Origin of the sequence: Cohnella baijiui, assembly GCF_020731285.1 — a bacterium.
Lineage (GTDB): Bacteria > Bacillota > Bacilli > Paenibacillales > Paenibacillaceae > Cohnella.
This window is the reverse complement of record NZ_JAJFOW010000015.1, coordinates 45,151-58,774: the sequence shown is the minus strand read 5'-3', so window position 1 is coordinate 58,774 and position 13,624 is coordinate 45,151. Positions and strand designations below refer to the sequence as shown.

Below are 13,624 nucleotides of genomic sequence, written 5' to 3'. Positions count from 1 at the left end.
AAGCGCTCCCTTCCGTCTCTATCATACTGTGAGCGAGCGCTTTTGCACATTAAATAAAAGGAAGACGCAGGAACGCGATCGGCTCTAGCGCCCCCGGCAGCATCTGGTGGAGCCACGCCGGAGGGATGGCAGGAATGGCGAGCGCCGCGCCGAACAAAGAATGATAGACGTACATGGCCTGCTCTCCTTGAGAACGGCCCATCCTACATGAGAGGATTGATGGAACCATGCATAGTCGCGAAACATCGACCCAAGCGAGCGACCTGCCCAAGATCGGTCAACCCGCGACGAGAGCGCTCGCGCAAGCCGGCTATGTGCGGCTGGAGCAGCTCACCCAAGTCACGGCCGGCGAACTGCTGAAGCTGCACGGCGTCGGGCCTAGAGCTGTGCGGATTTTGACGGAGGCGCTGCAGGAGAAAGGATGGTCCTTCGCCCGCGAATAGCGCGCTCCGAATTACAGCGTCATCAGGATCGAGACGGCGATGCCGGCGAGCGCGATCCAGATGACGTAAGATTTCAGCAAACGCCGCGGCAGGGAGAGCTGCGGCTGCTTGTCCGCCCCGTCGCGATGCGCCGGCATCTCCCCGGCGTCGCCGCCGGGGCCGGGACGCCGGCGGCCGAACATCCCGCTCCCCGCTCCCTTCACCAACAACGCAAGGACGAGCAGTCCCAGCGACGCCATAAACAAGACGTCGGAAATTCGAACCCACATGTGCCTGTGCCTCCCGTTTGCATGTACGAACCCAAGTAAAACCGACTCCGCCGTCTTCAAGGAAGATGGCGGCACGTTTTTATCGGAGGTCATACAGAAATGGATAGGACTAAACTTATACATTCTGTATGACGCAGAAGAGCCGTCCCCGATAGCGATATCGGAGACGGCTTCGCGTACGGTCTCGCAGGTGCCGCTCTCGCGGCGCCTTTATTTCGAAAAAGCGTGATGCCCGATCGTCTTGACGATGTTGGCCTTTTTGGCTTTGCCCGGCTCCAGCTTCGGATTGAAGAAGGAGACGGCACCCGGGACGTTGTTGACGCCCGAGAACGCGGCTTTGGCCGCCTTGATGCTTTCCTTGGACGGCTTCTGCTTGGCGAGAAGCCCGCTCTTGGCCGGCGGGAACTGTCCCGGCGCGTAGATGACGCCCCGGATCGAATCCGAATAGCCTCGCTCCAAGCGGTTCAGGACGACGTTCGCCACGGCCAGCTTGCCTTCGTACGGCTCGTTGCCCGCTTCGACCTGGACAAGCTTGGCTAGCAGCTCCAAGTCAGCCGCGTCCATGGCGGTCTCCGCCTTCTCTTTCGCCTCCGCCGAGGCGATTCTGGCGGCAAATTCCGGCTCCAGAAACTCCGGCACGACGACCTTCAGCAGCTGCCCCGGCACCAGAGTCTCCTCCGCCAGGCCGTTTCGCTTCATCAGCGCTTCGACCGACGTCTCGTGCGCCTCCGCGATGCTCGCCAGCGTGTCGCCGTCCGCTACGGCGTACTTCTCCTCCGTTTGCAAGATGGCGATCTTCTCCTGCTCCTGCCATCCTACGCTCGCATGCATCGCCTCGGCCAGCAGGCGGAGCGGAAAGTAAGCGATCCCGTCCTTAAGCTTGACGGTCCCGCCGAACTTGTATATTTGGCCGTTAAACGTCAAATCCGAAGCGCCGTTCCGAAACGACAGCGTATCGTCGATCCCGTTGGTCACGGCGATCTGGTCCGCGTCCGCATCGTAGGCCGTCTGCCAGCCCATCGCGTCCGCGATCTCCTTGACCGGGGCATACGTCCAGCCGTCCTCCGTCCACAGCTCCTGCTTCAGATCGACTTTTTGTCCTTGCATATATACGGCATGATCCGCGCTCGCGAATGCCGCTCCCGTGCCCACCATCAGAAGCAACCCGAGGGTCAACGCGGCCGTTCTCAGCAACCGTTTGATACTCGTCATCTCCTTTTTGTGGTTCGAATTTCCTATTGCTGCACTGTTCGCTATTATACATGCCAGATGGCGACTTGGCAGAAAAATGAAAGATTTTTCATGGAAAACACGGGGAAACGGGCGGCTCTCAGGGACGGCGCGCGGAGAGATAAGGAACATTTTGCTCCCTATTTCGGCGGATTGACGAGGTGCGCGATGACCTTTGGGGCAGCCCCTGCGAAAAGCCCTTGATCTGGCTCCACATGGTCACCATGTCGATCCAGCCGCGATGCTCGGCGATCTTGCCGCCGTCGAGACGATATTGGCGGTAAAGCGTGACGTCGATGACGTTGCCCGTCGGCGCGGTGCCGAAGAACACCCCTTGGTGCGTCCCTTTTACCGTCATGCGGACGAGCACCTTGTCATCCTGCGCGACGATCTCTTCGACGCGGTAGACTTTGTCGGGGAACGCCTCCAGTATTTTGCCGGCGAACTGGATCAAGCCTTCCCTGGATTGATAGGCGAGCTCCCGATAATCCTCGGACAGGAATTCCTGGGTGCTGTCAAAGTCGCTCCGGTTCCAAAAGGAATCGATAAACGCCGTGACCGTCTCGATATTTTGCTGTTCCGTCGTCTTCATGAATCAACATCTCCTTTAATGGGATTAAAGAGGAAGAACGCAAGGGTTGAATTCCCTGTGTTTGCGGTTTAGTCGCCGTTCATTGCGCTTGCAGCTGGGGAATCAGCGTGCCCGTATCGAACCAGCCGCGATGGTCGGCCACCTCGCCGTCCGCCAGGCGGAATTCGCGGAACTGGGTGATGCGCACGACGCGGCCCGTAGGCGCATGGCCGGCAAACGTCCCCGCATGCGTACCCGAGATCAAAAGACGAACGATAACCCGATCCCCTTGGGCGAACGTTTCGTCTACCACGTACTGCCGGTCGCCGAACGCTTCCTCGATCTGAGAGGCGAAACTTTTACGGATCGTATTTTAGTTACCTTTTAGTCACCTTTTGATTAAAAAAGAGCTGCTTGCCCGCTGCCGTCAATTCACCGCCGCGACACCCGCCGCCAGCACCTCCGCCAGCTTCGCGAAGCTTTCGACGACGCCCTCTACCCGCTCCCGGGTGCCGGCATCGAGGGGGACGCCGTCCGGCCCAAAGCCGTTCGAGCCGTAGCCGATCGAGATCCATTCCGGGCCGTTCACGCCATGCAGATTGCGTACGATCGCCTGCAAATGCGTAAGCGAGCTGATGCCCAACGGTCCGCCTGCCGCGCTCACGGACAGCACCGGCTTGCCTCCGACCTGCTCGGCGCTCATGTAGTCGAGCGCGTTCTTCAGCGCGCCGGAGACCGAACCATGATATTCGGGCGTAGCGAGGATCAGGCCGTCGGCCTCCGCGACCTGGCTGATCATTTGACGGACGTTCGGATGGAAGTCCCAGTCGTCCGGCGTGAAAAAGGGCAGCGGCTGCTCGTACAGGTCCGTGAACGAGACGTCGATCCGGCGGGCCTTCAACAGGCTCGCGATATACCGAAGGAGGATCGTGCTCGAAGCGTTCGTGCGGTTGCTGCCTGCGATCAAAGCCAATTTCATGTTCATCTTCACCTTTCTTCTTGGGGATGGGTTGTGTTAATATGTGACTATATCGTCACCATTGCCTGAATTGATAATACGTTACCGTATGGTAACATGTCAAGTCGGAGTTTAACATTTTTGAGCCTGTCCCCGGAAAGGAGGTGTCCCTTTGGAAAACGAAGTGTTCAAAGCGCTCGCGGATCCCAGCCGCCGCACGCTCTTGGACTTGCTGCACCGATCGGACGGGCGAACGTTGAACGATCTGTGCGCCCCGCTGGAGATGTCCAGATTCGGCGTCATGAAGCATCTGAATCTGCTGGAGCAAGCCGGCCTCATCACCACGAGGAAGGCCGGCCGGGAAAAACTGCATTATCTGAACGCGGTGCCCATCCGCCAGATCTACGACCGCTGGGTAAGCAAATACGCCGAGCCTTGGGCGATCGGATTAACATCCCTTCAAAACGAATTGGAGCGTGAGGCGAATATGGAGAGCAAACCCCGCAATGTCAACCGGATCGCGATCAAAGCAAAGCCCGAGCAAGTGTGGCAGGCCCTCACCGATCCGGCGAAAACCTCGAAATTCTGGTTCAACTGCGCCATCCGGTCCACCTGGGAGGCGAACGCCCCTTTCGAGCTGTGGAAGGAAGATGCGAAGCAGGCCGAAGGAGTCATCCTCGACATGGATCCTCCGAATAAGCTCGTAATGAGCTGGCGGTTCCTCGCGATCCCGAACACGGCAGACGATGTGCCGTCCCGGATCACATGGGAGATCGAGGCGCATGCCGAGTATGCCGGCGTGACGCTCGTGACCGTCGTGCATGACGAGTTCGAGCAAGCCTTGCCCACGGCCAAAGTTCTGGAGAATGGGCTGCCGATCGTGCTGTCGGGCATGAAGAGTTTCCTGGAAACGGGGACGGGGCTCATGGAGAAGTAAGAGGGGAGAGACAAAGCCAGCCGTGTGCGGCTGGCTTTGCTTTGTTGCATGACAGGGGCAGGCTAGAGCGTATGGACCGTTGTCCCTATTTGTATGCGCTTTATCCAATGCGGAATCATACTCGCTTCTAATCTCTTGCCTTCGAGCGCTACTTTGGTTTTAGATAAGGTTAAGCCATTTCCCTCGATCGCGTTGGAGTGATAGGTCCAATTGGATGCGTTTAGCCTTCGGACGGCGCCGGCCGCGGCCTCCCGCCCTTTCGGGAGCGCAGGCCATCCACGAGCAGGTACAGCGCCGGCAATGACGCCTTCAGCAGCAGCATGATCGGCTGGCTGTGTTTCGTTGCAGCTTCGATTTCGGTCAAGGAATCGAACATCAGGATGGAGAGGGCGATCAAGGCTGCCGCCATGCTGTAGGAGAAAGGCTTATGATCCAGCAGCGCGGCGACCAGATTGACGATGGTGATGCACATACAATTCTGGCCGATGAGGCTCTCGTTTGCCCTAGCTGTGGAAACTGCTAATCCTTGTACGGAATGACCAACCTCACAACCCGCTCTTGTTCAGTTCATCCAGCATCGCCGGCCGATTCGCATAACGCAGTCTCAATTCCTTTACGATAACCTGTGCCGTTTGCGTCCCCCCTGCTTTCTGCAGCTCCCGGATGATCTGGCAGACCTTCCAGTACTGCTTCCGGTTGGAGGCGTTCTGCGCCGAGCGTTCGATGTGCCGCGCAAAAAGATGATACACCTCGCCCGTATACGGACCGATCAGATGCTTGTAATAGTCGACAATGTAGGCCGGGTGGCGTTCGACGTACTCCAACAGCCTGCCGGTCTCCTTCTCCTCGATCAATACCTTCGTATAGGTGGATTCGGCGTACCAACGGCCCTCTTCCTCCAACGCGGTTAGCACTCTAGCATAGACGTCCGGCCATTCTTCCGGCGTGTACAATTCCTTTAACGGATGGTAGTAAGCATAGTCTCCCTCCGAGACGAACGCTTCGGTCAACTCGCGCTGCTGCTCCCGATCGTTCGTGAGCCGATAGACTTTCAGCCGCAGCTTTTTCCAGCGGCTAACGAGCCCCGGGTAACCTTTCTGGGTATCTTGTACTTCTCCCTCCTGCGCATACCTTAATGCCTCTTCATAACGGGATTGCGCGATTGCATTCTCGATCGCCGCCTCGCGAATATCCGGCACGCCTATGTTCGCTTGAAGGAATGTCTCTGCGCGCTGTTCGCCATCGATCTGCCGGGTCAGACCATATCTCAGCATGGCAACCTTTTCCTTGAAATAGGAATCTTCACGAGAGCCATCATGCGCTTCAAGCCTCTGGACACAGGCCTCCCACTGTTGTCTAGCGTCTACGTCGCCGACAAGATCCGTAGCGATCTCCAGGAGCTCCACCCGCCAGTCCGTCACCACGGACAGCTGCGCTGCTTGCAGGAGTGTACGCAATAAACCTTTCTTGTCATGCGATGACAGCGCGTCGGCGGACTCAATCGATTCCGCGATGAGATCAAGGCCTTCCCCGATTAGGCCCCCAATGATCCCGCCCGAGTCATCGCTCGTCTGCGACAAGTCCGCTAACTCTTGAACCACGCATAAGCCGATTCGAACGGCCGGAAGGAATTCGCCATCTTGCTGGGCTTGTCTCGCCTTATCCAGCACCAGCTCTGCGCCCTCGACGGCATGGGGAACATTGCGATACGAGACGAATCCGCCTCTTTCCGCATATCTCTTCACGTAAGTTCGAATAAGCTTGACGAGCTGCTTGACGTCCTCCGTGTCGTTCGATTTCAGGAAGTACAGATCCAGCTTTGCTTTGACCTCACGGATGTCTTGCGCGTACTCCGTCAGCAGCGCAACCAATTGTTCTTTGCTCAAGGCAGCCAGCTGATCGGCAAGCTTCTTCTTCGGTTGGGCGGTTTTTCCCTTGATGGCGGACGGAGCCTCGGCTTTTAAGACATCCAACATAGACCTTATCTCCAGCAGTACGGCTACTTGGTGTTTGCAGAACGCCTCCTGATCGAAAGGGCAATCGCACTCGAGGTATTGGATATCGCCTCGCGAGCCGATCCGCACCTGGATCTCGTACAGCTCGCTGCCTTCCACTTCGGCCTGATAGATTCCTTTTTCGACTTCATCTATGTCGACGATACGGCCCTCATCGCGGTACTCCTTGCCTCGCTTCAGGACGCCGGGCGGGACATGCTTCTCAAACTCATTTAACTTCACGCAGATCGCCTCCTTTGTCCTGATTATAAAGGAAAACTACCACCTCTTTTATATTCTTCAACTATCAAAGGAGAGAATTTCGTTCGCCGGGGTTCGCGGGTGTAGGTTGTACAAATGTGGATTTTTGGAGGATCTGTGCTTTTGGACTGGCCATATCATGATCTACTCATAAGTTAAGAATGAAATATTTACTTTTACTTGACAGGTGGTGAGTTGCATGCATGCAGCCGCAATCGTTCTTGTCCTCTTCATCCTGTTGGTCATCATTTTGCGTTCCATCGTCCGTTATTGAGCCCCCTTTTTGACGGCCCGCACCGCAAATATGTAGATAGGAGGTGAGCCTATGGCAGCTCCGAAAAAGCAACTCAAAACCAAATCCGTTCATGCAAACGGTAATCGGAGAAACAACCGTGCCGGCGCGAAAAAAATCGTAAAACCGGTTCAAACAAAAGCAAAAAGCAAATCCGTAAAATCCGTGCGCACAAAAGCATTTTTCCCGTTTGGATTCGAGCGCTTCGAGCCGTTCGAGCGGTTTGAGCCATTCGAATTTTTCGAGTCGCCTTTTTTCTTTAGAAGAGACTTCTTCTAATCGCTCGCATCAAACCAAGATCTCCGCTGTTCATAGAGCGGGATCTTTTTTTTACTTTTTACGCCCAAGTCGGACGAGCTAGGCTGTTGAGGTTCGAAAGGCTGGCCCAAACAATCCCAACCTCGCCTCCTAGACAGGGTTCTACATAACATGGAGGCTTCGACTAGCCGCGCTACTTTTCCCCGGCTTCGCCACATACGCTAAAACAAGAATCTGACCGAAGGTGTGTGCGCCATGAACGATTCGTCTGGTCCGTCCCCCTTGCCGGCTCGGCCCAATTTCCTTGTCCTGCTCGCGGATGAGGAGCGGTACCCTCCCGTCTACGAGAGCCCGGAGATCCGAGCGTGGCGCGGACGGAATCTTCCCGCTCAGGAGCTGCTTCGGCGTCATAGCGCGGAGTTCCACAGACACTATATCGGGAGCACGGCGTGCTGCCCGAGCCGGGCGACGCTGTTCACCGGCCATTATCCCTCTCTTCACGGCGTCAGCCAGACGGTCGGGGTCGCCAAAGAATCTTTCGACTCCGACATGCATTGGCTGGATCCCGCCACGGTGCCGACGATGGGGGATTATTTTCGCGCGGCGGGATACCGGACGCACTATCGCGGCAAATGGCATATTTCCAACGCGGACATCGTCACGCCCGGCACCCATCGGAGCGTGCCCAGCTATCATCCGTTGACCGGTGTCCCGGACCCGGAGCTGGAGCGGCTCTACGCGGGTGCCGACCGGCTGAACGCCTTCGGCTTCGGCGGCTGGATCGGCCCGGACCCGATCGGGAAAAATCCCCGCAACTCCGCCTCCTCCGCGGCGGTCGGCCTGAGTGGCAGAGATGTCGTGTACGGCGCGGAAGCGGCCGACCTGATCGCCTCCCTCGATCAATTGCGGGATCGGGGCGAGAACGTCCAGCCTTGGCTCATCGTCGCCTCCTTCCTGAATCCGCACGACATCGTTCTGTACGGCGACCTGACCGCGCGGCTGCCGGTCTTCAAGTTCGAGACGGAGCCGATGCCGGACGTCGCCCCTCCGCCGACCCGCCACGAGGCGCTCCACACCAAACCGGGATGTCAGGCGAGCTATCGGGATCTGTATCCGGTCGCCTTGCAACCGATCAGCGACGAGCCGTTTTACCGTCGGCTTTACTATCAATTGCAGAAAAACGCCGATGTGCAAATGCAGCGCGTGCTCGAAGCGCTCATCCGTTCTTCGTTCTATGACGATACGGTCGTGATCTTCACGTCCGATCATGGGGATCTGCTCGGCTCGCATGGCAATCTGCATCAAAAGTGGTACTGCGCCTACGAGGAATTCCTGCACGTCCCGCTGCTCATTCACAACCGGCTGCTCTTCCCGGCGCCGATAGAGGTGCAACGCCTGACGAGCCACGTCGATCTGCTGCCTACGATGCTGGGGCTGGCGAATCTCGATATGGCCGAGCTTCTGCGCAATCTGCAAGACCGCTTCAGCGAAGCGCGCCCGTTGGTCGGCCGCGACTTGTCACCCTTCCTCCGGGAACCGACATCCGCCGCGCCGGCCGACGCGCCCGTCTACTTCATGACCGACGACGATGTCACCCGCGGCCAACATCAGGTGAACGCTTGGGGTCAGCCCTATCCATCCGTCGCGCAGCCGAACCATATCGAGACCGTCCTCGTCGCGCTTTACCGGGACGACAATGATGAGATTTGGAAGCTCTCCCGCTACTTCGACGACAGCCGGTTCTGGTCGGAGCCCGGCTTTCGGGACGTCCCGGCGGGTTCGTCCGGAAGAGGCTACGGACAGCACGGCGGCACTCCGATCAAAATCCGGCCGGCGCCCGACGAATACGAGCTGTACAACTTGACGGCCGACCCGACGGAGGCGCGAAATCTCGCCTTTCCCGCCTATGCCACGGAGGAGACTCGCGGCATTCAGGCCTGGATGCTGCGGCTGCTCGAGGAACAGCGCAGGCAGAAGCGCCTGTATCCGGTTCGGACGTGACCCGCCCATCGCACGACAAAGAGCCCTGCCCTCGGGGCTCTTTGTCGTTTGTTCCGGTCCGTTGCGCGATTGTCCTCAGGAGAGGTTCGACGGCAAGCGGAATTGTCCTGAAGCTGTATGAAGGCACAAGCCGGAAGCCGCCATCATCCATAAGATGAAGCAACCGTCTATGAGAAAACGCGAAATTCCGGAACGAAACCGCGACGACTGACAAACGAGGAGTATTCAAAATGTTCGTGTACACAGCGTTGGGAGACTCCATCACTCGCGGCGTGGGCGCAACTTGTCCGGCGCATGCCTATCCGCGGCAGCTGGCCGGCATGCTGCGTTCCCGGCGCAAACGCGCCTGTTCGCAGGTGGTGGCCCGCTCCGGGTGGACGAGTACGGATCTGCTTCGCGCCTTGGGGGATATCGACCCGATACGGCTTCGAAATTCAACCGCGACAAGCATTTGGATCGGCGCTGACAATCTGGTTCTCGCAGGGTTATCGATGCTCGGCGGGGCTGACAAACGCGTCATCCCGGACACGCTGGCCCGTTACCAACGGGACCTGTCCGTGATCCTCAAATGGATTCGAAGCGTCAGCCCGACGCCGATCGTCTTATGCACGCAATACAATCCTTTTCCCAAAAGCGCCATCGCCGCGGAGGCCATCGCTGCGCTCAACAGCGTGACCCAGCAGGCGGCCGGGCAGCATCGCGTCGCCCTGGCGCCCACCCATCGCTGGTTCGAAGGCCGGCAGCCGGAGCTGATTGCCGGATATCGCTCGGGACGGCTGGAGGATGCGCAAGGCGGATCGCTGCCCGTTCACCCCAACGATCTCGGCCATCGTGTGATCGCGCAAGGACTTCTGCCTTTGATGGCGAATCCGGGGAACAAGAGCTAGCACGAGCCGCGATGATGCTTTTTCCATTTAATCATTTCCGATGAAGGACGTTCGACCAGTCCGTCTCGGCGCCGCTGAATATGTTGTCATGACAGCTATTCCTCAAGCATCCCCAATAAAAGGAATGGAGAGATTGCATTGGCCATCCGCTACAGCATCATCATCCCGACCTTCAATCGCGCCCACCAGCTGCTGCTCACGCTCGTTTCCTTTAACACCCAAACGTATCCGAAGGATCGATTCGAAGTAATCGTGGCCGATGACGGTTCTACGGACGGGACGAGGCAATTGGTCGAAGGCTTCCAAGCCTCTTATCCTCTTCGCTATGTAGCCCACTCGGAACAGCGCGGCCGGTCTGCCGTTCGGAATTTAGGGCTGCGCCATGCGACAGGGATGTACATTATTTTTTGCGATGCCGACTTTTTGGTACTGCCCGAATTCATAGACATCGTAAGCCGCTATAACCGCAAATATCCCAGAGCGGTGATCTCAGGCATCCCCTACTCGTGGGACAGCGCATATACGCATTATTATCCCGACTATTCACCGGAGGAAAAGGAACTTTGCCGCCAAATCCTTACCCCATCCGGAGTGTGGAATCCCGCTCTCGAAACCGCAACCGAGATCGTACCTCTGATTACGCCTGAAGATCTTCTTCACCAGACGGGCGCCTTATCCAAAGTCGTCATTCCCTCGAAAATGCCCGCGGAAATGATCGACCAAGTCGCTCGAACGGATGTCGCTCCTTGGATGCAGTTCGTGACGCGATGCGTAGCGATCAGACGCAGTCAACTGCAGCGAATCGGCGGATTCAACGAACAGTTCGTACTTTACGGACTCGAGGATTGGGACCTGGGCTATCGGCTGCATCGCTTGAAGATTCCGTTTCGTTGCATCAAAGCGGTCGTCGGCTATCACCAGGAGCATCCCGCCCACTTGAGAGGAACTCTGATCAACGACGAGAACGTGAAAATCTTGTACCGATCCCACGGATTCAAGGACCCGGCATTGAACTTGTTCGCCCTCCTGCAGCCTTCCGAGAATCTCATCGCCTACAAGACAACCCTGCGCGTATTGCGCAGAGGCATCCGTTCCAAATCCACGCGCTCGACGGCCAGGCTGCTCAGAAGGACATTAAGACTTGCCGCGCGACAGTTCTATCAGCAAAAGCCGGCACACGTCTATCAAAGATCGCTGCGATGGATCCAAAGGAAAGCAAGGTACAGGAAAAGCCCTGTCGCCCACTTGTTGCGCGATATGCTGGCGAGATCCGAGAGGTTGACGAAGTAACGGGTCCCGTCTCCAACGCTCCTTCTCGATCATGCAAAAACCCGCTCTAGGAGCGGGTTTTTGCCGTAGAAAGACGCGATTTGCGGATGCGACCGCCGTTCCAGCCCTACAGCTTGAACTTCCCGACCGCCGACTCCAGGCTCGCGCTCCGTTCCCGCAGCTGTTCGGTCGCCTCGGCGATTCGCTTGGCCGCCTCGAGCTGCTGCGCCGACATGTCGCGCAGCGCTTCCGAGCGATCCTCCGCCTACGTGGAGATGGTCGCGATCTGCTCCGCCGATGCGGCGACCTCTTCGGAACCGGCCAATACTTCTTGCGAAGCGGAGGAAATCTCCTGGACCTGGCCGTTCACGAGGACAAACCGATCCATCGCCAGACGGAAGAGCCGCTCCGCTTGGCCGGACAATTCCTCGCCTTTGCCGATCTCCCGGCCTTCCCGACGCATCCGTTCTCCGATCCTCGCCGACTCGTCCCGGATTTGCAGCAGCAGCTCCGCGATGCGCCGGACCGTCACGGCGGAGGCGTCTGCCAGCTTGCGCACCTCGCCGGCGACAACGGCGAAGCCCGCTCCATGCTCCCCGGCCCGCGCCGCTTCGATGGAAGCGTTCAGCGCGAGCAGCTTGGTCTGATCGGAGATGCCCATGACGGCTGTAAGCGCCGGCTCGATCTCCTGCATGCAGGCCTCCAGGACCCGCACCGACTCCGTCGTCTGCCCCGCAGCTTCCGCCATCGACGCCACCTGCTCCCGCAGCCAGCCGATGGCGTCCTTTCCGCGTTCCGCGGAATCCAACGCTTCGCCGGACGCTTCCGTCACGGACGCCGACGCCTGCGCGATCCGTCCGATGGCGGCCGTGATCTCGCCCATCGACTTGGCGCTCTCCTCCGCCCCGATCCGCTGCAGCCTCGCGCCGTCCGCGAGCTCACCGGCGGATCGTTCCAGATGCTCGTTCATCGCGACCATCCGTTCGCTCTCCGCCCCGAATTGACCCGTCGACTGCACGAGATGCTGCGCCGTGACGGCCATGTCCCGGACCACGTCTCCCAGCGTAACGCCGAGCCGCTCGGCCATGCCCAGCATGGCGGAGTAAGCCTGTCCGATCTCGTCCTTGGACTTCACCTTCCTGGCCTCCAGATGCATCTTGGCCTCCGCCAGGTCCCCGCGGGCAATGGCTTCGGCCCCTTTCACGATGGTGCCGAGCGGCCTCAAGGCGCGGGACAGGAACCAGACGATCAGCAGGAAAATGAGGAGCGCGAGGCCCCCCATCAACGCGAACAGCGGCGCGCTCTTGCCGAGGACGTCCCGGTAAATCGTATTCGCCACCGAGACGTCCGTATCGATGCCGAGCGCTCCGATCACCTTGCCGTCCGCATCGTGCAGCGGCGCATAGGACGAAAGATAATCGCCGTACTCCGGGTTCCGAATGATCCCCGTCTTGGCCGGCTTGCCGTCCAGAACCGCCTCGACCGCCTCGGCCGGCATATCCGTCACTTCCCCGATCGGCGACGCCGAATCCGAACCCCGCGGCTGCCCGTCGACGAGCAGGATCGGCTTCTTCTCACCGTCGATCCGCACCGTATACACGTACATCGCGCCGATCCGCTCCCGGTAGCGGTTCATCTCCTCGCGGATCGTCCAGTACAGATCCGTCTCTGCGGCATTTTGCAAGAAATCGGCGTACGATTTCGTATCGAACTGCCCCGCGTAAGCCTCCGCCATATGCATGTTGAAGTTGCCGATGGCTTCTTCGCTCGCTTTTTTCGTGTTGCCGACTTGTACGACGATGAGGGCGGAAGACAGGAGGGTCAGCAGAGCGAGGATGCTGAGGGATAGCTTGAAGACCAACCGGCTGTGAACTCTGAACATGGAAGAAGTGCTCCTTCGGCAGCAATATGCGCATGTGGTTTTCTTTGGTCATACAGAATGTATAAGTTTTACCCCTATCCATTTCTGTATGACCTCCGATAAAAACGTTTCGCCGTCCGGGAAGACGGCGAAGCCGTTTTTACTTGCCAGTAGAACCTCTACAAAATTCGACATCACTGCGCATTTTCCTTCCAGTCGCCGCCCGAAGGGATGACGAACCATCGAAAATCACCGTTAACGGATCATGAAACCCCGTCGTGTCCATCCCGAATGGGCTCTTCCTATAACAAAATGAGGCCATTCTTTAGACTTTGATATGATTCGCATTTTTTCGGATTGACAGGAAAGCGCATTCCAGAAATGATATTTCTA

The 13,624-nt window shown here is 58.2% G+C and carries 15 protein-coding genes; 6 read left to right on the top strand and 9 right to left on the bottom strand.

Annotated features, from left to right (window positions below; all coding sequences use genetic code 11):
• Positions 1-49: 49 nt before the first annotated feature.
• On the bottom strand, positions 50-175 hold the full coding sequence (locus LKX83_RS33950; protein WP_255654595.1) for a hypothetical protein: 126 nt from the start codon (positions 173-175) through the stop codon (positions 50-52).
• Between the two features lie 52 nt (positions 176-227).
• On the opposite strand from LKX83_RS33950, the gene LKX83_RS15710 reads away from it, so the two are divergent.
• The gene (locus tag LKX83_RS15710; protein ID WP_227883231.1) at positions 228-443 is read left to right on the top strand and encodes a helix-hairpin-helix domain-containing protein; all 216 of its coding nucleotides are present in this window, start codon (positions 228-230) and stop codon (positions 441-443) included.
• Positions 444-454: 11 nt separating this feature from the next.
• On the opposite strand, the gene LKX83_RS15705 is transcribed toward LKX83_RS15710, so the two are convergent.
• The 5 genes from LKX83_RS15705 to LKX83_RS15685 all read right to left on the bottom strand — a co-directional run bounded on the left by LKX83_RS15705 (position 455) and on the right by LKX83_RS15685 (position 3,492).
• Complete coding sequence (locus LKX83_RS15705; protein WP_227883230.1) at positions 455-712, bottom strand: hypothetical protein; 258 nt, start codon at positions 710-712, stop codon at positions 455-457.
• Between the two features lie 210 nt (positions 713-922).
• On the bottom strand, positions 923-1,906 hold the full coding sequence (locus LKX83_RS15700; RefSeq protein ID WP_227883229.1) for a cell wall hydrolase: 984 nt from the start codon (positions 1,904-1,906) through the stop codon (positions 923-925).
• A 136-nt stretch (positions 1,907-2,042) separates the two neighbouring features.
• Positions 2,043-2,534 (bottom strand): ester cyclase, encoded by a 492-nt coding sequence (locus tag LKX83_RS15695; RefSeq protein WP_227883228.1) that lies wholly within the window; start codon positions 2,532-2,534, stop codon positions 2,043-2,045.
• Between the two features lie 79 nt (positions 2,535-2,613).
• A complete protein-coding gene (locus tag LKX83_RS15690) occupies positions 2,614-2,880 on the bottom strand; it encodes an ester cyclase (protein WP_227883275.1) in 267 nt (88 codons plus the stop codon).
• Between the two features lie 60 nt (positions 2,881-2,940).
• Positions 2,941-3,492, bottom strand: coding sequence for an NADPH-dependent FMN reductase (locus tag LKX83_RS15685; RefSeq protein WP_227883227.1), 552 nt, complete (start codon positions 3,490-3,492; stop codon positions 2,941-2,943).
• A gap of 151 nt (positions 3,493-3,643) precedes the next feature.
• Here LKX83_RS15685 and LKX83_RS15680 point away from each other — a divergent pair, with 151 nt between their 5' ends.
• Entirely contained in the window at positions 3,644-4,408 is a 765-nt protein-coding gene (locus LKX83_RS15680) for an ArsR/SmtB family transcription factor (protein WP_227883226.1), read from the top strand.
• 220 nt (positions 4,409-4,628) lie between these two features.
• On the opposite strand, the gene LKX83_RS15675 is transcribed toward LKX83_RS15680, so the two are convergent.
• The gene (locus tag LKX83_RS15675; protein ID WP_227883225.1) at positions 4,629-4,880 is read right to left on the bottom strand and encodes a hypothetical protein; all 252 of its coding nucleotides are present in this window, start codon (positions 4,878-4,880) and stop codon (positions 4,629-4,631) included.
• Between the two features lie 73 nt (positions 4,881-4,953).
• Complete coding sequence (locus LKX83_RS15670; RefSeq protein ID WP_227883224.1) at positions 4,954-6,645, bottom strand: SWIM zinc finger family protein; 1,692 nt, start codon at positions 6,643-6,645, stop codon at positions 4,954-4,956.
• Positions 6,646-6,988: 343 nt separating this feature from the next.
• Between LKX83_RS15670 and LKX83_RS15665 the strand changes: the two genes are divergently transcribed.
• The 4 genes from LKX83_RS15665 (at position 6,989) to LKX83_RS15650 (ending at position 11,391) form a co-directional block, all read left to right on the top strand.
• Positions 6,989-7,234, top strand: coding sequence for a hypothetical protein (locus LKX83_RS15665; protein ID WP_227883223.1), 246 nt, complete (start codon positions 6,989-6,991; stop codon positions 7,232-7,234).
• Positions 7,235-7,468: 234 nt separating this feature from the next.
• Positions 7,469-9,214, top strand: a complete 1,746-nt coding sequence (locus LKX83_RS15660; RefSeq protein WP_227883222.1) for a sulfatase-like hydrolase/transferase — start codon at positions 7,469-7,471, stop codon at positions 9,212-9,214.
• Positions 9,215-9,444: 230 nt separating this feature from the next.
• Complete coding sequence (locus LKX83_RS15655) at positions 9,445-10,101, top strand: SGNH/GDSL hydrolase family protein (protein ID WP_227883221.1); 657 nt, start codon at positions 9,445-9,447, stop codon at positions 10,099-10,101.
• 138 nt (positions 10,102-10,239) lie between these two features.
• Complete coding sequence (locus tag LKX83_RS15650) at positions 10,240-11,391, top strand: glycosyltransferase family 2 protein (RefSeq protein ID WP_227883220.1); 1,152 nt, start codon at positions 10,240-10,242, stop codon at positions 11,389-11,391.
• Positions 11,392-11,635: 244 nt separating this feature from the next.
• On the opposite strand, the gene LKX83_RS15645 is transcribed toward LKX83_RS15650, so the two are convergent.
• Positions 11,636-13,252 (bottom strand): methyl-accepting chemotaxis protein, encoded by a 1,617-nt coding sequence (locus LKX83_RS15645; RefSeq protein WP_227883219.1) that lies wholly within the window; start codon positions 13,250-13,252, stop codon positions 11,636-11,638.
• Between the last annotated feature and the right edge of the window lie 372 nt (positions 13,253-13,624).

What these genes read in the sequence shown, in the direction of transcription:
- LKX83_RS15710 (WP_227883231.1), top strand. Translation starts at nt 228, where the DNA reads ATGCATAGTCGCGAAACATCGACCCAAGCGAGCGACCTGCCCAAGATC.
- LKX83_RS15695 (WP_227883228.1), bottom strand. Translation starts at nt 2,534, where the DNA reads ATGAAGACGACGGAACAGCAAAATATCGAGACGGTCACGGCGTTTATC.
- LKX83_RS15685 (WP_227883227.1), bottom strand. Translation starts at nt 3,492, where the DNA reads ATGAAATTGGCTTTGATCGCAGGCAGCAACCGCACGAACGCTTCGAGC.
- LKX83_RS33950 (WP_255654595.1), bottom strand. Translation starts at nt 175, where the DNA reads ATGTACGTCTATCATTCTTTGTTCGGCGCGGCGCTCGCCATTCCTGCC.
- LKX83_RS15660 (WP_227883222.1), top strand. Translation starts at nt 7,469, where the DNA reads ATGAACGATTCGTCTGGTCCGTCCCCCTTGCCGGCTCGGCCCAATTTC.
- LKX83_RS15655 (WP_227883221.1), top strand. Translation starts at nt 9,445, where the DNA reads ATGTTCGTGTACACAGCGTTGGGAGACTCCATCACTCGCGGCGTGGGC.
- LKX83_RS15705 (WP_227883230.1), bottom strand. Translation starts at nt 712, where the DNA reads ATGTGGGTTCGAATTTCCGACGTCTTGTTTATGGCGTCGCTGGGACTG.
- LKX83_RS15665 (WP_227883223.1), top strand. Translation starts at nt 6,989, where the DNA reads ATGGCAGCTCCGAAAAAGCAACTCAAAACCAAATCCGTTCATGCAAAC.
- LKX83_RS15675 (WP_227883225.1), bottom strand. Translation starts at nt 4,880, where the DNA reads ATGTGCATCACCATCGTCAATCTGGTCGCCGCGCTGCTGGATCATAAG.
- LKX83_RS15645 (WP_227883219.1), bottom strand. Translation starts at nt 13,252, where the DNA reads ATGTTCAGAGTTCACAGCCGGTTGGTCTTCAAGCTATCCCTCAGCATC.